Source organism: Streptococcus sp. HMSC057G03 (assembly GCF_001808745.1).
GTDB lineage: Bacteria > Bacillota > Bacilli > Lactobacillales > Streptococcaceae > Streptococcus > Streptococcus parasanguinis_Z.
Window position 1 is genome coordinate 96886 of the sequence record NZ_KV794416.1, and the last position, 19035, is coordinate 115920.

Consider the following 19035-nt stretch of genomic DNA (forward strand, 5'->3'; position numbering starts at 1 on the left):
GACGTCCGTACTCACCTAAGGAAAGTTTTTTAAGAAGACTTTGTCTTCAATCTGAACAATTCCTAAAACAGGGATTGTTTTTGTTTGTCTTAGTTTATTTACGATACAAACGATCGTACTGGTAGACAGGGTCCATGGTGACGTTGATACCGAGCTTGCGAAGGACATTCTTGTCTTCGTCTGTTAGCATCACGGTTGAGTGGGCTTCACTGCCTTTCAACTTGCCTAATTCTTGCATAGCAAGCTTAGCGTCTTCATTGGTCATGGCTGTAATAGCAAGGGCAATGAGGATCTCGTTTGAGTGAAGACGAGGGTTGCGGCTACCCAAATGATTGATCTTCAAGCCTTGGATAGGTTGGACGTATTCTGGCTCGATTAATTTGGTTTCTTTATCAATATGCGCCAATTTCTTGATCGCATTGATCAAGAGGGCTGCGGTTGGGCCAAAGAGATCGGAGGTTTTTCCGGTTACCATCTCGCCGTTTGGCAATTCAAGTGCCAAGGCTGGCTCTCCTGTTTCTTCTTCTTTCTGACGAGCAAGAACGGTCACTTTCCGATTATTTGGAGTAATGCTCAAATCATTCATCAAGAGCTCAATCTTCTTGACAGCTCCTTCACCGACGCGTTCAGCTTTGACATCCAAGATAGTTTGGTAATAGCGACGGATGATTTCTTGTTGGGAAGCTTCAATCGCAGCGTCATTGTCCACAATGGCAAAGCCAACCATGTTGACGCCCATATCTGTTGGGGAAGCGTATGGAGAGGTTCCTAAGATGCGTTCCAACATGCGCTTCAAAACAGGGAAGATTTCGATATCGCGGTTGTAATTGACCGTTGTTTCTCCGTAGGTTTGGAGGTGGAAGGGATCGATCATATTGACATCGTCCAGATCTGCAGTTGCTGCTTCATAAGCCAAGTTGACTGGGTGGTGCAAAGGAAGATTCCATACTGGGAAGGTTTCAAACTTAGCATAACCTGATTTGATCCCACTTAATTGGTCATGGTACATATTGGACATACAAGTTGCCAGCTTACCAGAACCAGGTCCAGGAGCTGTCACAACGACCAAATTGCGGCTAGTCTTGATGTAGTCATTTTTCCCCATCCCTTCAGGAGAGATGATGTGGTCCATATCGGTCGGATAGCCCTTGATCGGATAGTGGAGATAAGAGGCGATCCCGCTCTTGTCCAGTTGTTTGCGAAAGGCATCTGCTGCAGCTTGTCCAGCATATTGGGTGATGACGACAGAGCCTACAAAAATCCCCAATTCATTGAATTTGTCGATCAAACGCAGTACTTCTTGGTCATAAGAAATTCCTAGGTCCCCACGGGCTTTTGAGTGCTCAATGTTGTTGGCGTTGATGGCAATGACAATTTCCACCTGGTCGCGCAATTCTTGGAGCAACTTGATCTTATTGTCTGGTTCGTATCCAGGGAGGACACGAGCAGCGTGGAAGTCCTCTAACATCTTACCACCAAATTCAAGGTAGAGCTTGCCATCGAATTGATTGATCCGCTCAATAATGTGGTCACGTTGCAAGTTCAAATACTTTTCAGAACTAAAAGCTTGTTTTTTCATGTAAAACTCCTGTATATAAGGGAAAGGTCTGCCACACAAATCCAAGGATGAGTGCTCCGTTCCCTACCATTTCATTCTTTCATATTATATCAGAAAACAGATGGAAGATAAAATATTCTAAGATACTTTCCTAAGGGAGTGTGGATGCCGAGGGGCTCAATGGTGACTCACGCTGGAAAGTTTCAAAGAGAACCTTGTTTTCCCCCTAAAAAAGCCCCTTACGGGGCTTCGTGATCGATGTTGCTTAATAGTGTTTGATCAAATCAACTGTAGAGCGATCCAATTTCTTAACCAATGCTTGTAAGAAGGCTTGTGCTTGCAAGAAATCATCCATGGCATAGAGGGTTTGGTGGGAGTGGATGTAACGTGCACAGACACCAATAGTGGTTGATGGGACTCCACCGTTCTTCAAGTGTGCTGCACCTGCATCGGTACCACCTTTGGCACAATAGTATTGGAATTTGATACCTGCTTCTTCAGCAGTAGTGAGCAAGAAATCTTTCATATTTGGTAGCATGATGTGACCTGGATCATAGAAGCGAAGCAGTGTTCCTTCCCCAATCGCTCCTTGGTCTCCAAAGACATCGGCCGCTGGTGAACAGTCTACAGCAAGGAAGATTTCAGGATCAAATTTAGTGGTTGAAGTGTGGGCTCCACGCAGTCCCACTTCTTCTTGAACGTTGGCCCCTACATAGAGTTCGTTGTTTAAGGCTTGTCCAGAAAGGCTCTTGGCCAATTCGCTGACCATCAAGACGCCGTAGCGGTTATCCCATGCTTTTGAGATGACGTTTTTACCATTAGCAGTGAGAATCGCAGAGCTATCTGGGACCAAAGTATCTCCAGGACGAACCCCATAACTTTCAGCTTCGGCTTTAGAGCTAAAGCCTGCATCAAAGATGATGTCGCTAATGGCTGGTACGGTTGGTCCACCCGTTCCACGTGTCAAATGAGGAGGAACAGATCCTGAAATAGCAGGGTATTCACGTCCGTCACGTGTAAAGAGTTTGAAGCGTTGGCTGCTGACGACCATCGGATTCCAACCTCCGATTGGGACAACACGGAAAGTTCCGTCAGCTTTGATTTCGCTGATCATAAAACCAACTTCGTCCATGTGGGCAGCTACTAAGATACGAGGAGCATCGGCAGCTGTTGAATGTTTGACCCCAAAGATCCCACCGAGACCATCTGTCACGATTTCGTCCACATGAGGGGTCAATTGTTGGCGCAAATAATCCCGTACAGGAGCTTCATGACCTGAGATAGCAGGGATTTCAGTTACTTCTTTGATTTTAGAAAATAAATCAGTCATAGGTTACCTTCTTTCTGATGCTATTTTAACACTTTTTCTACAAGGATGGTAGCGTTATTATGGAAATCAATCTCAAAAAGCAGAGGGAGAGATCCAGCCTAGACCGTTGTCCCTCTGCTTATTTTGTGTTACAATAGGCACTATGAAAGCTAAAAAAATTATTTTGTCTAGTCTGGCTGTAGCAAGTGCAGGAGCTCTTGCGGCCGGTGTTTATAAAATCGCCAAAGATCAAAAGCGTCTCCGTACCCAAGAAGAGTTGGTAGCAGAAGTACGGGAGCAAATGGAAGCCATGGGGACGATTGCGACCCTGTATGTGGAACTCTACGAGTCTAGTGAAGAACGCTTAGTAGGAGGCGTCATTTTTGAAGATGAGCGCCATTACCGCTTTGTCTATGAGGACGGTCTCTTGCATTATGAAGAGGAAAAACTATGATTACACCAAATTCTCTAGAAGAAATTGCTTCTTATGTAGAGCAAGATGGCAAGAAAGTGTTTGTCTTTTCAGCAGATTGGTGTGGGGATTGTCGTTACCTCAAGCCTTTTTTGCCGGAGATTGAAGCTGAAAATCCCGAATTTACCTTTATCTTGATTGACCGAGATGCCTATATGGATCTGGCGAAAGTCTGGGATGTTTATGGGATCCCAAGTTTGGTGGTTCTGGAAAAGGATAAGGAAATCGGTCGGTTTGTCAATCGGGATCGAAAAACCAAGGCGCAGCTTACAGCATTCTTAGCAGGATTAAAATAGGAGAAAAACATGATTGTAACATACAACAAAGAACAAGTCGGCGATGTCTTGATGCTGACCTTGAAAAATAGTGGAGAAGCAAAGCTCGCGGTGGAGAGAAAAGGAAAAGTGGCTCGCGTTTACCGTGAGGACAAGCAAGAAACCGTTGCCTGGAATATTTTTGATGCCTCATCTTTCTTCGCCATCGAAGGCAAGGGCCAAGTCTTTTTGACAGATGAGCAAGTAGCTCGTTTGAATCAAGAATTGGAAAGAGAAGGCTTCGCAGAACGTTTGGTCAATGATCGGGAACCAAAATTTGTGGTGGGAGAAATCCTTGAAATGGTAGCCCATCCAGATAGTGACCACTTGAATATCTGCCAAGTAGCAGTTGGACCAGATAAGACGGTTCAGATCGTAGCTGGAGCTCCAAATGCGCGGGTGGGTCTAAAGACCATTGTCGCTCTTCCAGGTGCTATGATGCCGGATGGCAGCTTGATTTTCCCAGGGGCCCTTCGTGGTGAAAAAAGTTATGGCATGATGTGCAGTCCGCGTGAATTGCACTTGCCAAATGCTCCTCAAAAACGAGGCATTATTGAATTGGATGATGCAGAAGTAGCAGGGACACCTTTTGATCCTGCTCGTCACTGGCACGAATAAAGAGAAGAATCTAGGATGTTTTGGATCCTAGATTTTTTTGATTTTGGTTTGTCACCTCCATTTTTTGAAATTTTTTCGAATAAATAGATAGGAGGTAAATGATGTATAATAAAGTTATTTTAATCGGTCGCCTAGTAGCGGCCCCAGAATTGCATAAAACCAGCACAGACAAATCCGTTGCCCGAGTGACCGTTGCGGTCAATCGTCGCTACAAGGACCAAAACGGGGAGCGAGAGACTGATTTTGTCAATGTGGTTGTCTGGGGGAAATTGGCTGAAACCATGGCTAGTTATGCCAGTAAAGGGAGCTTGATCTCTTTGGATGGAGAGATTCGGACGCGCCGCTACGAGAAAAATGGGGTCATGCAGTATGTGACAGAGGTCCTCTGCCAAAGTTTTCAGTTGCTAGAGAGCCGCGCTCAGCGAGCGATGCGTGAAAATGGTGGAACGGGAGATTTAGCCGATATCATCTTAGAAGAGGAAGATCTTCCCTTTTAGGATCAAAAAAGAAAGCTGGTTCGTTTATAGACCAGCTTTTTTGATACTTGCTAGGGATTTCATTCGGGAACAAGTCTTTTAAAAATAAATCAAAAATATGCATCTGTACAATAAAAGCCAGCACTTTTCTTGAAAAAGTAGTAAAATAAAGTAATATATATTCAAAATTTTCAGAAAAGGAACGGAGTTTGAAGGGGAAAGAAGAAAGAAAAGAACTGTTAAAATGGCTGATAAAACGGGTTCTACTGGTGATTCCGGTGGCCTGCATCCTCTTGTGGATCTATGCCGTTTGTCAAACCAGTAGCATCAAGGATCAGACCAAGATCGGTGTCACCTATATGACCATGAACAATGAGTTCTATAAAAGTATTCATTCGGAAATTAGTCGGATTGCTGATGAGAGAGGGGCTCTTGTATCTGTTCGAGATCCAGAATTGGACGAAAAAAGGCAGAGCCAGCAGATCGATGATTTTTGCGCTCAAAAGGTAAATGTGATTGTGATTAATCCGGTTAAAGGGGATAGTCAGCCCATTTTAAGAGCTCTTAAAAAAGCTAGAAAACAAGGAATTAAGATCATTGCAGTTGATACCCAGCTCAAGCATTTTAAGCCGGATGCCAGCATTGTCTCTGATAACTACCAAGCAGGAGTCTTGATTGCGAAAGAGCTGATGAAACGCTCTTCAAATGCTCGGATCCTTCTCTTGGAGCACAAAGGGACTGTTTCGGCAGATACGCGGATTCAGGGATTTAAGGATACCATCAAAGGACATGGCTCTTATGAGATTATCTCTGAACTAGAAACCAAAGGTCAGACGGAGATCGCCATGCCGGCTGTCCGTAAGTTCTTGCAGTCAGGGGGGAATGTCGATACACTAGTTGCCCTAAATGACCGCTCGGCTATAGGAGCTTTAGCAGCGATCAAGGAGCAAGGAATCACTCATCCCATTGCGATTTATGGGATCGATGGCTCACCAGATATGAAAGCCTTGCTACACTCGACAGATGATGTCGTGGGAACCGTTGCCCAGTCTCCGTTGAAGATGGGAGACCGCGTGATGGAGGTCATCCAAGATATGGCTGATGGGAAGAGCTACCAAAAAGAGATAACCATTCCGGTTCAAATGATGACAAAGGAAAACATCGATCACTTTGATGTGAATGGGTGGCAGTAATGAGAAAATTTAGAGGTGTGAGATACAGTTTAGCCATCCTGATGGTCGTAAATTTTATCGCTGTGATGCTCAACAGTATCATCTATCTTCAAGCAACCAACTATATCATTGCCCAACGGCAAGCTTCTCTATTAGTAGAACGCTTAGAGCGTATTCCTTTTGCGCCCTCTACAACTTTTTGGTTGTCTGCGCTCTTATTTGCTGGAATTGCCTTGATCTCCATGAGTCGTTACCGGTCTCAAACGAGTCGATGGTCCATTTTTGATAAGTGGAACATTCTGGAGATCCTCCTGATGTTGCTCTTGATGTGGGTCCAAAATGTAGCTTATAACGGGCTCATTCTCTTGGTTTTTGCGGATATCTTCTATGGTTCCAAAGAGTTGAATACCAAGCGAGACCGCAAGTATTGGTTTGCGTTTATCCTAGTAAGTTTCCTGATGCTTCTTGTGACCAATTCAGACGTCTTTTCGCTTTTCTTTCCGATACCTTCTCTGGATGTCTATATTCATTTTTATCCTGCCTCCATTCGGATTCTGGCCTTTTTCCTGAAAAATTCCCTCTATGCCTTGAATATGGTGCTCTTCATTATTTCGCTTTTGTTCTATATTATGAATGTTCTTGCGGAAAACCACGAAGTAGAAGAAGAGTTGGCCATGGTTTCGAAGGTCAATACGGAGTTGAACAACTATATGGCCTTGTCTGAGAAGATTGCAGAGGATCGAGAGCGCAAGCGGATTGCTCGGGAGATTCACGATACCTTGGGACACGCGCTAACAGGGATCTCGGCAGGTTTAGATGCTGTCGGAGTCTTGATTGATATCGATCCCAATCGGGCAAAAGAGCAGGTAAAAAGCGTATCAGAAGTGGTTCGTGAAGGAATCCAGGATGTGAGGGGCTCTCTCAACCGCCTCCGTCCAGGTGCCCTTGAGGGACGAACCCTCAAAGATGCATTAGAAAAGATGATCCGCGAGTACCAGACGCTTTCCAACTTGCAGGTTGATTTACACTATGAATGGGTCGATGTTGATATGGACGTCATGATTGAAGATACGATCTTTCGTGTGATCCAAGAGTCTATGACCAATGCGGTTCGCCACGGTCATGCCAGTCGATTGAGCCTTCATTTTTTTGAGGATGAAGAAGATTACCTGATCGAGTTGCAGGACAATGGGGTTGGGTTTGAAACCTTGACCTATGGCTATGGGCTCAAGCAGATGATGGAACGAATTTCTATCCTAGGAGGACAGCTTCAATTTGAAAGCCGCGATGGATTTTTCACGCGCGTGAGTTTACCGAAATATAAAGAAGGGAGATAGAGATGGTGATAAAAGTAATGGTGGCAGATGACCAGGCCTTGATTCGAGAATCTCTAAAAATTATTTTGTCGGCCCACCCCGATATCGAAGTGGTAGCCACAGTGGAAGATGGGAATCATGTCTTGTCTAGCATTCCGCAGACACATCCTGACCTGATCTTGATGGATATTCGGATGCCAGGCATGGATGGGGTTTTGGCGACAAAAGAAGTAAAAGAACACTATCCGGATATCAAAATTATTATTTTAACGACCTTTGACGATGATGAATTTATCTATAGTGCACTCAAGTATGGTGCTTCAGGTTATCTTTTAAAGGGAGCCTCGACAGAGGAACTCTATGAAGCGATTAAGGTGGTATATCAGGGCGGAGCTATGATCAACCCGAATATCGCTAGTAAAGTCTTTCAAATTTTCTCTCAAATGGCCAAAACCAACTTCTCTATTGCTGTGGATGAGGACAATGTCAAGGATTTGAGCACAACGGAATGGCGCATTATCCAAGAAGTCGGCTATGGGGAGTCCAATAAAGAAATTGCGGCCAAACTCTTCTTGTCAGAAGGAACCGTGCGCAATTACTTATCAACGATTTTGGCGAAATTAAACCTACGAGATCGAACGCAATTAGCGATCTGGTCAGTCCAAACAGGAGTGACGAGACGTGATTTTTCTAAAGGAAATACAGAATGAAATTGAAGCGAAAGCATCTTTGTTGGGGGATCGGTCTCCTTGTTGTGCTCTGTGCAAGCGCAGGTTTTTATTGGTGGAAACAGCAACCGACCGTACTCCATATCGGCGTTTATGCAGGTTCTAGCTGGGATGTGCCAACTAGTCAACGTTCCCATGCCTTGGATCGTGCCATTCAAAAATTTGAAAAATCCCATCCCCACGTCCGTGTAGAGTATGAAAATGGGATTCCGCAGTCAGATTATTCAGATTGGCTCTCTGAAAAGATTGTTTCAGGAAAGACGCCGGATGTGTTTATGGTCTCTGAGCAAGATCTTTCCTTATTAGCAGCGCGGGGTGTGCTCGAGAAGTTAAACGGCTATATGGATCGAAAAGATCAAGCTGCCTTTTATCCCGTTGCCTTTGAATCGGGTGTCTTTCAGGGGCAAACCTATGCCTTGCCTTATGAAAGCAATCCGATTTTGATGTGTGTCAATAAAGATCTCTTGGATAAAGAAGGCATCGCGGTTCCCAAAGAAGGTTGGACCCTTGAAGAGTTCTATACGATTTGCAAGAAACTAACCAAAGATACCAATGGGGATGGGCAATTGGACCAATTTGGGAGTACAGAATACACCTGGAAAGAAGCCTTGGCAGCAAATGGAGGTTATCTCTTCCAAGGTGGCATGCTCAAGCTGACAGCTCCAGAAGTCAAAGAGTCTTTGACTTTTCTGCAAAAATTGGAAGATCTAAATAAAAATTACAAGGTGAGCTCTAAAGATTTTGACCAGGGGAAAGTCGCCTTCTATCCCATGACCTTGGCCCAATATCGGACCTATAAACCTTATCCCTACCACGTTTCTAAATATTCAAACTTCACCTGGACCTGTATCCCGATGCCTGCTAAGTCAAAAACGACCAAGGCAACCTTGGTCACGACGACTTCTTTTGCTATGTCGGCTCGAAGTTCTCATTCCAAGTTGGCTTGGGAATTGATGCAACTCTTGACAGAGGATCCAGACATTCAACAAACCCTCTTTGCCCAATCCCAAGGGATCTCTGTCATGCCACAGGTAGTCAAGAGTCGCTCTAGTAAAGACCTTCTGCAGGTGGATGATTTTGGGACGGATTCCTTGACCAATCAGACCTTGAACCGCATCATGGAACAAGCTGTTGAAAGTAGTCCGAAAAATGTCTCAAAAGAGGTGCTAGAAAAGCTAGACTACTTGATTGGCAATGCCTTGCGCGATCAGGATGTTGAGAACCGCTTGCCTCAAATTCAGAGGGAGATTGAAAGTAGTCTACAGGTAGGAGTTTAGAGCAAAATAAGATGGCATTTTGTCAAGTGACAGATGTCATTTTTTTATTGCTAAATGTCATATTGGGAATGTGACATTTGACAATATAAAAACGCTTTCAAATAGTCTACAATAGAGTCAAATAAAGGAGGCGTAGAAAAATGAAATACCTCGTTTTGGTCAGTCATGGTGGACTGGCAGAAGGTCTAAAAACATCACTAGCCATGTTTGCTGGTGATAAGATGGATCAGGTCATCGCAGTTGGACTCAAAGAAGGAAAATCAGTTGATGACTTCGCAGTTGATTTCAGAGAGAGCATTTCAGGATTGACAGCTGATGATTCTGTTTTGGTCTTGGCAGATATCGTAGGTGGTAGTCCATTAACCACTGCAGCCACGGTTCTAGAAGAAGCTGGAAAGCTCGATGGAGCCTTAATCCTTGGTGGGATGAACCTCACCATGGCCTTGACGGCAGTTGTGATGAAGGATGTGTTGGATGGAGACGATTTGTCAGCCACCATCTTATCAGAAGCACGATCTGCACTACAGCCTTTTGAAGTTTCAGCCACTGGTGCTGAAGAAGATGATGACGATATTTAATAGGGAGGTACCTTATGGTAGTAACATTTGTACGGATTGATGACCGCATGATTCACGGTCAGACAGTCACACGCTGGGCAAAGGAAAAACCATGTGATGGTTTGATTGCCGTAAACGATGCAGCAGCATCAAACAAGGTTTTGATTCAAGCTTACAAAGGCGCATCAGACAAGAAAACCTTTGTATGGACAAAGGAAGCCTTTAAAGAAAAATCAGCAAAAGTAACAGAATCAGATAGTCGTTACTTCTTGATCACCAAAAATCCAATCGATATGAAGGAAATTTTGGTCGACCAAGGGTTTGTCCCAGGTGATGTCAAAGAAATCATTGTTGGCCCTGCAAATGATCGTCCTGGAGCTGTGAAATTGGGAAATAACCAATCCATCACTCAGGAAGAAGCAGAAGCCTTCCAAGCCATTCAAGCAGCAGGCTACAAGGTGAAATTCCAATTGTTGCCAGATGTTTCCATCGGGTATTGGGATGATTTCAAATCAAAATTTGGTTTTTAAAACTAACAGTCCTATCTGTTAGGTAAATAAATTTACAAACAAAAGGAGCGTTTGTTATGACAATTTCATGGATTCAAGCAATCTTGCTTGGTATTTTCGCCAGCTTGTCTTCAATGCCTGGTATGGGAGGTTCCAGTATCGGGAACTATACACTCGGTCGTCCTTTGATCGGTGGGTTGATTTCAGGTTTAATTCTTGGAGATGTGACAACCGGTATTATGGTCGGGGTTGCCCTTCAAGTCGTTTATATCGCCTTGGTAACACCTGGTGGTACCGTATCTGCCGATGTGCGTGCCATCTCTTACATCGGTGTTCCTCTTGCTATCTTGTTTGTGCATGCTAATAACATCACAGATGAAGCAGGAATCGCCGCAGCTGCAGCTCCAATCGGTGCAGCCGTTGGGACAATCGGTACCGTTCTTTTCTACGGTACCGCTACTATGAACTTGGTTTGGCAACACATTGGTTGGAAAGCCGTTGAAGAAGGAAACTTCAAAAAACTCTACGCAGTTGACTGGGTTTACCCTTGGATCTCTCACTTCCTCTTCTCTTTCCTTCCAACAATGATTATCACCAAATACGGTGAAAACATGGTTGATTTGATGAAACAATACCTTCCTATGGATGGTTACTGGATGAAAGCCCTCTTTACAGTCGGTGCTCTTCTCCCATGTGTCGGTATTGCCATCTTGTTGAAACAAATTGTTACAGAAGCAACTGACTTCATTCCATTCTTTGTTGGATTTACCTTGGCAAAATCTCTCGGATTGAACTTGGTATCCAGTGCCGTTGTTTCATTAATCTTTGCAGTAATCTACTATGAACTTGAAGTGATCAAATCGATGAAAGCTGCTCCAGCCGGAGTGGTGGATCTAGACGATGATGAGGAGGATATTTAAAATGGCTGATAGAAAGAAAATTTCAAAGAAAACATTAGCAAAAGCATTCCATCATTGGTATTATGGTCATTTGACTTGTTTCTCTCAAGAACATATGCAAACCTTCGGGTACTTGACTTCTATGCTTCCAATCGTAGAAGAAATGTATGACACAAAAGAAGAACAAAAGGATGCTATGCAAACCTATACGGCCTTCTTCAACACTGAACCACAACTTGGATCTCTTGTTGTAGGGATCACAGCTGGTTTGGAAGAAGCGCGTGCAAACGGAGATGCAGTAGATGGCGAAACCATCAACGGTATGCGTGCCGGTTTGATGGGACCAATCGCTGGTATTGGTGACTCATTGGTCGTTGGTACCTTGATTCCAGTTCTCTTAGGGATTGCCCTTGGTCTTTCTAAAGGTGGTAACGTCGCTGGTGCTCTCTTCTACATCGTCGTATGGAACCTCTTAGTCTACTTTGGTATGCGCTTTGCCTTCTTCAAAGGTTACCAATTAGGGGATAAAGCCGTTGAATTCCTTGTAGGACCAAAAGGACAAGCTCTTCGTAAAGCGATCAGCGTTGTCGGTGGTATGGTTATCGGTGCCGTAGCAGCTACTTGGGTATCTGTTACAACAGCCCTTCAATTCAAGAATTCTGAAGGAAAAGTCTTCTTGAACATCCAAGAAAAGATCGATGGTGTTTATCCAGGTCTCTTGACAGCAGCCTTCATCACTCTTTGCTGGTGGTTGATGTCTAAGAAAAAAATTTCACCAAACAAAGTTATGTTACTTCTCGTTGTAGTGGCTTTGATCGGTGTTGCTCTTGGTATCTTCGACCCACATCTTAAATACTAAGGTCAAGAAAAACGAATTTGCTAGTAGGAGTTTTTGAGAATGAAGTGAATGGACCTCCTTTACTTGCACTTCATTCTCAATTTTTTTCAGGAGGAATCCCATGGTTACAAAACAAGAACTTGTCAATGGATATGAAACAGAAATCAAGTACCAACGCCACATGCTTGAAAACCTTGGTCGTTGGTTCAGCTTACTCTTTATCATTGCCAGTATTGGTGTTGTATTGATCTATCTCTTTCACAAAAGTTTCCTCCCACTCTTGATCCTCGGGATTTTACTAGCCTTGGTTGGAATTTTAGGCATGATTGTTTTTGGATATGGCATCTACCGCGGGCGTATCAATCTTCAAAAAGTGATCGATGATTTCAATCAAAAATTGACAATTTTAAATTGATATTTTAGAAACATCTCATTTATTTTTGAGGTGTTTTTTTCTTGACTATTTTTGACCAAGTGATACAATAGAAACATAAGTTAGCACTTACGTATAGAGAGTGCTAAAAACACGTATGGAGGAATGAACATGTTAAAACCATTAGGAGACCGTGTGGTCTTAAAAGTCGAAGAAAAAGAACAGACTGTTGGAGGTTTTGTCCTCGCCGGTGCGAGCAAGGCTGATACAAAAACAGCTGAAGTAGTGGCCGTTGGTGAAGGTGTGCGTACCCTAAGTGGTGAACTCATCGCTCCAGCTGTAAAAGCAGGAGACCATGTTTTGGTTGAAAGCCATGCAGGAATTGAAGTGAAAGATGGGGAAGAAACCTACACCATCGTTGGAACAGCAAACATTCTTGCAATTGTAGAGTAAGAGAGGAAAGAGGTAAGAGAAATGGCAAAAGATATTAAATTTTCATCTGATGCACGTTCTGCAATGGTCCGTGGTGTCGATGTCTTAGCAGATACAGTGAAAGTTACGTTGGGCCCTAAAGGTCGCAATGTGGTTCTTGAAAAATCATTTGGTTCACCCTTGATCACAAATGATGGGGTAACTATCGCAAAAGAAATCGAATTGGAAGACCATTTTGAAAATATGGGTGCTAAATTGGTGTCAGAAGTGGCTTCTAAGACCAATGATATCGCAGGTGACGGTACAACGACCGCAACGGTCTTGACTCAAGCTATCGTCCGTGAAGGGATCAAAAACGTCACTGCAGGTGCTAACCCAATTGGCATCCGCCGTGGGATCGAGACCGCTGTTGCAACAGCAGTAGAAGCTTTGAAAAACAATGCGATCCCAGTATCAAGCAAGGAAGCCATTGCTCAAGTAGCTGCTGTGTCTTCTCGTTCTGAAAAAGTCGGTGAGTACATCTCTGAAGCCATGGAAAAAGTTGGTAAAGATGGGGTCATCACGATTGAAGAGTCTCGTGGAATGGAAACAGAACTGGAAGTCGTTGAAGGCATGCAGTTTGACCGTGGTTACCTCTCACAATACATGGTCACTGATAATGAAAAAATGGTGGCAGACCTTGAAAATCCATACATTTTGATTACTGACAAGAAGATTTCAAATATCCAAGAAATCTTGCCATTGTTGGAAAGCATTCTTCAAAGCAACCGTCCACTCTTGATCATCGCAGATGATGTCGATGGCGAAGCTCTTCCAACACTTGTCTTGAACAAGATCCGCGGTACCTTTAATGTCGTAGCTGTTAAGGCACCAGGATTTGGTGATCGCCGCAAAGCCATGCTAGAAGACATTGCCATCTTGACAGGTGGTACAGTCATTACAGACGATCTTGGTTTGGAATTGAAAGATGCAACCATTGAAGCCCTTGGTCAAGCAGCTAAAGTTTCAGTCGATAAAGACAGTACCGTCATTGTCGAAGGTTCTGGTAACCCAGAAGCGATCGCTAACCGTGTGGCGGTCATCAAGTCACAAATCGAAACCACAACCTCTGAATTTGACCGTGAAAAATTACAAGAACGTTTGGCCAAATTGTCTGGTGGTGTTGCCGTGATCAAGGTTGGTGCTGCAACAGAAACAGAATTGAAAGAAATGAAACTCCGTATCGAAGATGCCCTTAATGCGACTCGCGCAGCCGTTGAAGAAGGAATCGTTGCCGGAGGTGGTACAGCTCTTGTCAATGTTATCTCTGCAGTCGCAGCCCTTGAATTAGAAGGAGATGAAGCAACCGGACGCAATATCGTTCTTCGTGCTTTGGAAGAACCTGTGCGCCAAATTGCTCACAATGCCGGTTACGAAGGATCTATTGTGATTGATCGCTTGAAAAATGCCGAAGTCGGAACAGGTTTCAATGCTGCAACAGGTGAATGGGTGAATATGATTGATGCAGGAATCATCGACCCAGTTAAAGTGAGCCGTTCAGCCCTTCAAAACGCCGCTTCCGTAGCGAGTCTGATCTTGACGACCGAAGCAGTCGTAGCCAACAAACCAGAACCAGCAGCCCCAGCAGGACCAGGAATGGATCCAAGCATGATGGGTGGGATGATGTAACACACTTAGCCTAATGGGTGCTAAAGCACCTCATTAGGCTACGGCAAGCACCATGGTGCCTTGCCGAAGTGTCTTACTAAGAAAATAAAGAAGGCGTTATAGGCCTTCTTTATTTTCTGTCGTAACTGTTACACGATTGAGGCTATACCTCTCATCGTTGGATAGTAGCCACTATGTTGCGGCCTGGCTAATCGTCTTACTAGCTCAAAGGGAGGAAAATATCGTTCCTCCTTTTTTATCGTGCTTTGGAATTTTCATGTGTTGTGGAATAATATTTTTATTTTAAATTTTGTAACAGAAATGATAAATACTAATTAAAGAGGACTTGCGTAGATGCTTGGGAATCAAGCGTTTGTGGTGTTTTCAGGCGGAGGAATATTTGCCAACAAATTGCAATACAAATTAACTGATTTTGTAATAATTCTAGTGTATACTAGTAAGAGTAGATCACAGGTCTACATTGTTGCAAGGGGAGAACTTCCCACATACATGTCTATTGACAATAAAACTTGATCGTAATATCGCTGTTAGTAAAATGAGAGTTTGAACATAGCATAGATTTTATCGACCTTTTTCATATTAAAAAATATTTTTCAAATTCCCCTTGCGCAAGCTCTTCCGGATTCCTCCGGGAGAGTTTTTTGTTTAGGAGAAAAGGTAGAAGGCCTATCAAGTCTCTTTTGAAAGAGTGGCTCAGTAGGCATCATTTATGGTAAAATAGAACATATTCGTAGAGGGGAAGGAGTGAGGACTTTGTTGAAGATTTTTGTGTTAGAAGATGAATGGATCCAACAATCGCGTATCGAAGCGGTCTTGCAGGATCTCATCCGTCAAAAATCCCTGCAGTGCAAAGCGCCAGAAGTGTTTGGGAAGTCAAGCCAGTTGCTGGATGCTGTCACAGAGAGAGGCGCCCATCACCTATTTTTTTTAGATATCGAGATTAAAGGTGAGGAGAAAAAGGGTCTAGAGATCGCAAAAGAGATTCGTAAGAAAGACCCCCATGCGACCATTGTCTTTGTCACCACTCACTCTGAATTCATGCCCATTACCTTTCAGTACAAAGTAGCTGCCTTGGATTTTATCGATAAAACGCTGGGTGAGGAAGAGTTCAGAGAGAGAATCAGCTCAGCCATCGATTATACCTTGGAGCAAGCTGGGACCACGATTGCGCAAGATGCTTTTACATTTGAGAGTGCGATGGCGCGTGTACAAGTTCCCTTTAATAAGATTTTGTATGTTGAAACGTCTCCAACCATTCACAAGGTTATTTTACACACCCAGGATGAGCGCTTAGAATTTTACGCCAGTATTGCCGATATCGAAAAAGCAGATCCCCGCTTGTATCGGTGCCACCGCTCCTTTGTGGTGAATCCACAAAATATTACGAAGATTGATAAAGAAGCCAAGAAAGCTTTTTTTGAAAATGGGGACAATTGCTTGATCTCACGGACCAAGTATAGAGGCTTACTGGAAGCTTTGAAAAAATAGAAGGGAGAAGGAATTGCTGTTAAATATTCTAATGTCTTACTTAAAGTTCTTCGTCAGCATGCTGATCTATCGTCATATCAGTAGACAAGAGTTCGCTTGGCGCTGGCTCTTTTTGTGCCCTTTCTTCTTTGCAGTCGTCTTTACCCTTGTGCCACCGGTAGGCTTTTTTGGCTATTTCTTAGTATTTATTGCCTATAGTTTCTATCGAAATCGTAACATACGACACCTGTTGAATATTTTTTACGGGCTCTACCCGGTTGTCATGGAGAGTCTCATTGCGCGTCTCTTAGCCTTTTATGTCTTTCCGATGCTAGGGATTGTACTTGTTCATGAGGCATCTGTCAGCTGGTATGATGCTCTACTTGAATTGCTGGTCTTTCCTGTTTATATAGGAATCACTAAATTGTTAAAACTAGATTTTACAGATTTAAAAGTAGGGTTTCAACGGCAGTATTTTAATCGTTTCTTACTCCCGATGGATCTTTCCATGTTTGTGTATTTAGTCAGTGTTGTAGGTCTGGTGGTTTTTGAGGATAAGATCCCGCATGCAGATGCTTTACGGGAACAGTTAAATAGTATTTATCTGATTTTGTTTTTTGTGATGCTCTTGTATTTCAATGCAGTGTCCAAAGAACGATTGAAACAAGAGATTCTGGAACAAAAAGATAGGCAACTGCAGGAGTTAGCCACCTATAGCCAACACGTCGAAATGCTCTATGGGGAGATTCGTGCCTTTCGTCATGATTACCTGAATATTTTAACCAGTCTCAAGTTAAGTATTGAGCATGAAGATCTCAATGCGATCAGGGAAGTTTATGAGAATGTTCTTCGAGAGAGTGGCCAACAATTTTACGATAGCAAGTTTGATATTGCCAAACTCAGTCACATCGAAAATCCAGCTGTAAAAAGTGTTCTGTCCGCAAAATTGTTGGAAGCTCAAAATAAAGGGATTGGGATCTCTGTCGAGATCGATGAACCTGTTCGTGATTTATTCATCGAGGTTTTAGATTTCATCACCTTCTTATCCATCCTTTGTGACAATGCTATTGAAGCGAGTCTTGAATCAGATGACCCACAGCTGACTCTTGCCATGCTCCAGGAGGAAAACTCCCTCATCTTAATAGTTGAAAATAGTACAAAAGCTGAAAAAATAGATCTGGCGAGAATTTTTGAAAAGGACTACTCAAGTAAAGGAGATGGCCGTGGTCTTGGCTTGTACAAGATCCAACAATTACTGGAAAAGTATCCCAAAACGACAGTGTCTACCAAGAGTTCAAACTACCGATTTACCCAGAGCCTGACCTTTTGGAAGGAATAATGGAAGAGAGAGTGGGACAGAAATCGGTCATTCGTTAGAATTCGATTTCGTCGTCCCACCTCCGCACAGTTGTGTAGGGCTGTAAAAGCTGATGAAATCAGCGTAGTAGAGCCCAGTCAACCGCTGCGTCTTGCTCGACAATTCAAAGATAACTGAGAGGCTAGGACTTTTGTCCCAGCCTCATTTTTGACCATTCACGACGATTTTTTGACCGATTCTGACAGAGAGCTTCCAAGGTTTTCCCCTTGAAGTATAATGGACACAAGATCAATAAGAAAAGAGGGATCGTATGTTTCAGGTAGCATCTATTACAAAATCATTTAAGGAGAAAGCTGTATTAAAGGGGGTGTCTTTTTCGATAGAAGAAGGAGACAAAATTGCCTTGCTGGGAAATAATGGAGCAGGAAAAAGTACCCTGTTCAACATTATCGCAGGGCAACTCCAGGCCGATTCGGGAACGATAAAGACTTCGCTTGATTTTCAAAGAGAAATTGGGATGATGCCTCAGGGAGATCTGCTCATCGAGGATCTAACCCTTGCTGAATTCGTCGAATTAAAAAGCCGGATGAATCAGCAGAAGCAGGCTGATATCAATGGACTCTTAGAAATGGTTGAATTGAGAGAATCAAGAGAGCAGATGGTGGGAAGTCTTTCTGGTGGTCAAAAGAGACGCTTGTCCTTGTTGTTAACCATTTTGAATCATCCAAAATTGATTTTTTTAGATGAGCCGACGACTGGCATGGACTTGGAAGCAGTGGATAATTTTTGGAAATTGCTGGAGCAGCAAGAGTTTACATCTGTTGTGGTGACCCATGATTTTAACCAAATTGATGCCTTTTTTACAAAAGTCCTGATTTTAAAAGAGGGTCGAATTGCTGCAACAAAGGCTGTTGAGGACATTCACCAGGCTGGTCAAACCATTGAGCAGTATTTCCGAGAAGAGATGAATAAAGGAAGGGAACAAGCATGAAAAAGATTCAATTAAAACAAGTTTTACGAAATAAGCGCTTTGTATTATTCACCATTATTTTACCCATAGGCTGGTATATCTTCTTTTATCAGCTTCAAAAAGGGATTTCACCAAGTATTTTATTAGGCATTGCCGTATTTATAGGGGTCATTGGCAATAGTCTCGCAACTTTTAGTAAGCGTATCGCCTCAGACATCGGCTTTTATTCTTTTGAATCCCACTTTACAAGCTATAGTGTCAAGAACTATTTATGGGATCAAAGCATCGTGCAACTGATTCTGAACAGCTTGATCTTTTTAGCGGTGCTAGTAGTTGCTGTTCTAGGTTTTCACTTTCCAGTGACGACTAGCCTGTTGGTACAATTTTTCCTCTTATCCTTGATGGGGATCTACTTTAGTGTGATTGGCTTTGTACTTGGGGTGAGGGTAGATGCCAAGACGATTGATACCATTGGCTTTCCAGTTATTATTTTAGCCGCCATGACCATTATTCCCTTTGATACGCTTGGCGCAAGTGGAGGATTTATGGACTTGGTTGGCAAGCTACAACGGGCTTTCCCAGGTTATTATTATACAAAGCTGATTCAAGATTTGACCGAGAAACAAACGATCGATGCTAGCCAATTAGCGCTCTTTGTTGCCGTATTTGGATTGAATTTACTATTTTTCTATCTGCTCGTACCCAAAGGAAAAATGGGGAACTAGGAGCAGTTAAAAAGAGGCTGGGACAAAAGTCCTAGCCTC

The 19035-nt window shown here is 43.2% G+C and carries 21 protein-coding genes; 19 read left to right on the forward strand and 2 right to left on the reverse strand.

The genetic code is table 11. From position 1 onward, the window contains the following. Positions 1-94: 94 nt before the first annotated feature. Positions 95-1579, reverse strand: coding sequence for a DUF1846 domain-containing protein (locus HMPREF2686_RS01025; RefSeq protein ID WP_070448905.1), 1485 nt, complete (start codon positions 1577-1579; stop codon positions 95-97). 244 nt (positions 1580-1823) lie between these two features. Next, a complete protein-coding gene (gene pepA / locus HMPREF2686_RS01030) occupies positions 1824-2888 on the reverse strand; it encodes a glutamyl aminopeptidase (RefSeq protein ID WP_003009794.1) in 1065 nt (354 codons plus the stop codon). 142 nt (positions 2889-3030) lie between these two features. On the opposite strand from pepA, the gene HMPREF2686_RS01035 reads away from it, so the two are divergent. From HMPREF2686_RS01035 to HMPREF2686_RS01130, 19 genes are all read left to right on the forward strand, one after another. Further along, complete coding sequence (locus tag HMPREF2686_RS01035) at positions 3031-3321, forward strand: DUF4651 domain-containing protein (protein ID WP_003004245.1); 291 nt, start codon at positions 3031-3033, stop codon at positions 3319-3321. Next, positions 3318-3635, forward strand: coding sequence for a thioredoxin family protein (locus HMPREF2686_RS01040; RefSeq protein ID WP_003009797.1), 318 nt, complete (start codon positions 3318-3320; stop codon positions 3633-3635). Before HMPREF2686_RS01035 ends, HMPREF2686_RS01040 begins: the two co-directional genes overlap by 4 nt. Before the next feature lie 9 nt (positions 3636-3644). Further along, the gene (gene ytpR, locus HMPREF2686_RS01045) at positions 3645-4271 is read left to right on the forward strand and encodes a YtpR family tRNA-binding protein (RefSeq protein WP_003009800.1); all 627 of its coding nucleotides are present in this window, start codon (positions 3645-3647) and stop codon (positions 4269-4271) included. A 101-nt stretch (positions 4272-4372) separates the two neighbouring features. After that, complete coding sequence (locus HMPREF2686_RS01050) at positions 4373-4768, forward strand: single-stranded DNA-binding protein (RefSeq protein WP_003004675.1); 396 nt, start codon at positions 4373-4375, stop codon at positions 4766-4768. A gap of 188 nt (positions 4769-4956) precedes the next feature. Further along, a complete protein-coding gene (locus HMPREF2686_RS01055) occupies positions 4957-5940 on the forward strand; it encodes a substrate-binding domain-containing protein (protein ID WP_070448907.1) in 984 nt (327 codons plus the stop codon). Further along, positions 5940-7256 carry a sensor histidine kinase gene (locus tag HMPREF2686_RS01060; RefSeq protein ID WP_024054945.1) on the forward strand — a complete coding sequence of 439 codons (1317 nt, stop codon included), beginning with the start codon at positions 5940-5942 and terminating at the stop codon, positions 7254-7256. The genes HMPREF2686_RS01055 and HMPREF2686_RS01060 overlap by 1 nt, the downstream gene beginning before the upstream one ends. A 5-nt stretch (positions 7257-7261) precedes the next feature. After that, a complete protein-coding gene (locus HMPREF2686_RS01065) occupies positions 7262-7945 on the forward strand; it encodes a response regulator transcription factor (protein ID WP_037585171.1) in 684 nt (227 codons plus the stop codon). Next, positions 7942-9240 carry an ABC transporter substrate-binding protein gene (locus tag HMPREF2686_RS01070; RefSeq protein ID WP_013904504.1) on the forward strand — a complete coding sequence of 433 codons (1299 nt, stop codon included), beginning with the start codon at positions 7942-7944 and terminating at the stop codon, positions 9238-9240. Before HMPREF2686_RS01065 ends, HMPREF2686_RS01070 begins: the two co-directional genes overlap by 4 nt. 140 nt (positions 9241-9380) lie before the next feature. Continuing rightward, positions 9381-9818 carry a PTS sugar transporter subunit IIA gene (locus tag HMPREF2686_RS01075; protein WP_031572670.1) on the forward strand — a complete coding sequence of 146 codons (438 nt, stop codon included), beginning with the start codon at positions 9381-9383 and terminating at the stop codon, positions 9816-9818. A gap of 14 nt (positions 9819-9832) precedes the next feature. Beyond that, positions 9833-10327 carry a PTS sugar transporter subunit IIB gene (locus HMPREF2686_RS01080; RefSeq protein ID WP_000261775.1) on the forward strand — a complete coding sequence of 165 codons (495 nt, stop codon included), beginning with the start codon at positions 9833-9835 and terminating at the stop codon, positions 10325-10327. 56 nt (positions 10328-10383) lie between these two features. Beyond that, a complete protein-coding gene (locus HMPREF2686_RS01085; RefSeq protein ID WP_014712796.1) occupies positions 10384-11226 on the forward strand; it encodes a PTS mannose/fructose/sorbose/N-acetylgalactosamine transporter subunit IIC in 843 nt (280 codons plus the stop codon). Next, a complete protein-coding gene (locus HMPREF2686_RS01090; protein WP_037585172.1) occupies positions 11210-12064 on the forward strand; it encodes a PTS system mannose/fructose/sorbose family transporter subunit IID in 855 nt (284 codons plus the stop codon). Before HMPREF2686_RS01085 ends, HMPREF2686_RS01090 begins: the two co-directional genes overlap by 17 nt. Before the next feature lie 100 nt (positions 12065-12164). Further along, on the forward strand, positions 12165-12458 hold the full coding sequence (locus HMPREF2686_RS01095; protein WP_003004348.1) for a hypothetical protein: 294 nt from the start codon (positions 12165-12167) through the stop codon (positions 12456-12458). A 129-nt stretch (positions 12459-12587) separates the two neighbouring features. Then, entirely contained in the window at positions 12588-12869 is a 282-nt protein-coding gene (gene groES / locus HMPREF2686_RS01100) for a co-chaperone GroES (protein WP_024055367.1), read from the forward strand. 21 nt (positions 12870-12890) lie between these two features. Then, complete coding sequence (gene groL, locus HMPREF2686_RS01105) at positions 12891-14516, forward strand: chaperonin GroEL (RefSeq protein ID WP_003004647.1); 1626 nt, start codon at positions 12891-12893, stop codon at positions 14514-14516. Between the two features lie 753 nt (positions 14517-15269). Continuing rightward, positions 15270-16004 (forward strand): response regulator transcription factor, encoded by a 735-nt coding sequence (locus HMPREF2686_RS01115; protein ID WP_070448909.1) that lies wholly within the window; start codon positions 15270-15272, stop codon positions 16002-16004. A gap of 13 nt (positions 16005-16017) precedes the next feature. Beyond that, complete coding sequence (locus tag HMPREF2686_RS01120; RefSeq protein ID WP_148130189.1) at positions 16018-17322, forward strand: sensor histidine kinase; 1305 nt, start codon at positions 16018-16020, stop codon at positions 17320-17322. 289 nt (positions 17323-17611) lie between these two features. Then, positions 17612-18292, forward strand: a complete 681-nt coding sequence (locus tag HMPREF2686_RS01125) for an ABC transporter ATP-binding protein (protein WP_070448910.1) — start codon at positions 17612-17614, stop codon at positions 18290-18292. After that, positions 18289-18996 carry an ABC transporter gene (locus tag HMPREF2686_RS01130; protein WP_070448911.1) on the forward strand — a complete coding sequence of 236 codons (708 nt, stop codon included), beginning with the start codon at positions 18289-18291 and terminating at the stop codon, positions 18994-18996. Before HMPREF2686_RS01125 ends, HMPREF2686_RS01130 begins: the two co-directional genes overlap by 4 nt. Positions 18997-19035: the final 39 nt, after the last annotated feature.

Coding starts and splice junctions, on each gene's coding strand:
- ytpR (WP_003009800.1), top strand. CDS start 3,645: ATGATTGTAACATACAACAAAGAACAAGTCGGCGATGTCTTGATGCTG.
- pepA (WP_003009794.1), bottom strand. CDS start 2,888: ATGACTGATTTATTTTCTAAAATCAAAGAAGTAACTGAAATCCCTGCT.
- HMPREF2686_RS01040 (WP_003009797.1), top strand. CDS start 3,318: ATGATTACACCAAATTCTCTAGAAGAAATTGCTTCTTATGTAGAGCAA.
- HMPREF2686_RS01125 (WP_070448910.1), top strand. CDS start 17,612: ATGTTTCAGGTAGCATCTATTACAAAATCATTTAAGGAGAAAGCTGTA.
- HMPREF2686_RS01080 (WP_000261775.1), top strand. CDS start 9,833: ATGGTAGTAACATTTGTACGGATTGATGACCGCATGATTCACGGTCAG.
- HMPREF2686_RS01075 (WP_031572670.1), top strand. CDS start 9,381: ATGAAATACCTCGTTTTGGTCAGTCATGGTGGACTGGCAGAAGGTCTA.
- HMPREF2686_RS01025 (WP_070448905.1), bottom strand. CDS start 1,579: ATGAAAAAACAAGCTTTTAGTTCTGAAAAGTATTTGAACTTGCAACGT.
- HMPREF2686_RS01085 (WP_014712796.1), top strand. CDS start 10,384: ATGACAATTTCATGGATTCAAGCAATCTTGCTTGGTATTTTCGCCAGC.
- groL (WP_003004647.1), top strand. CDS start 12,891: ATGGCAAAAGATATTAAATTTTCATCTGATGCACGTTCTGCAATGGTC.
- HMPREF2686_RS01050 (WP_003004675.1), top strand. CDS start 4,373: ATGTATAATAAAGTTATTTTAATCGGTCGCCTAGTAGCGGCCCCAGAA.
- groES (WP_024055367.1), top strand. CDS start 12,588: ATGTTAAAACCATTAGGAGACCGTGTGGTCTTAAAAGTCGAAGAAAAA.
- HMPREF2686_RS01090 (WP_037585172.1), top strand. CDS start 11,210: ATGAGGAGGATATTTAAAATGGCTGATAGAAAGAAAATTTCAAAGAAA.
- HMPREF2686_RS01095 (WP_003004348.1), top strand. CDS start 12,165: ATGGTTACAAAACAAGAACTTGTCAATGGATATGAAACAGAAATCAAG.
- HMPREF2686_RS01130 (WP_070448911.1), top strand. CDS start 18,289: ATGAAAAAGATTCAATTAAAACAAGTTTTACGAAATAAGCGCTTTGTA.
- HMPREF2686_RS01060 (WP_024054945.1), top strand. CDS start 5,940: ATGAGAAAATTTAGAGGTGTGAGATACAGTTTAGCCATCCTGATGGTC.
- HMPREF2686_RS01035 (WP_003004245.1), top strand. CDS start 3,031: ATGAAAGCTAAAAAAATTATTTTGTCTAGTCTGGCTGTAGCAAGTGCA.
- HMPREF2686_RS01070 (WP_013904504.1), top strand. CDS start 7,942: ATGAAATTGAAGCGAAAGCATCTTTGTTGGGGGATCGGTCTCCTTGTT.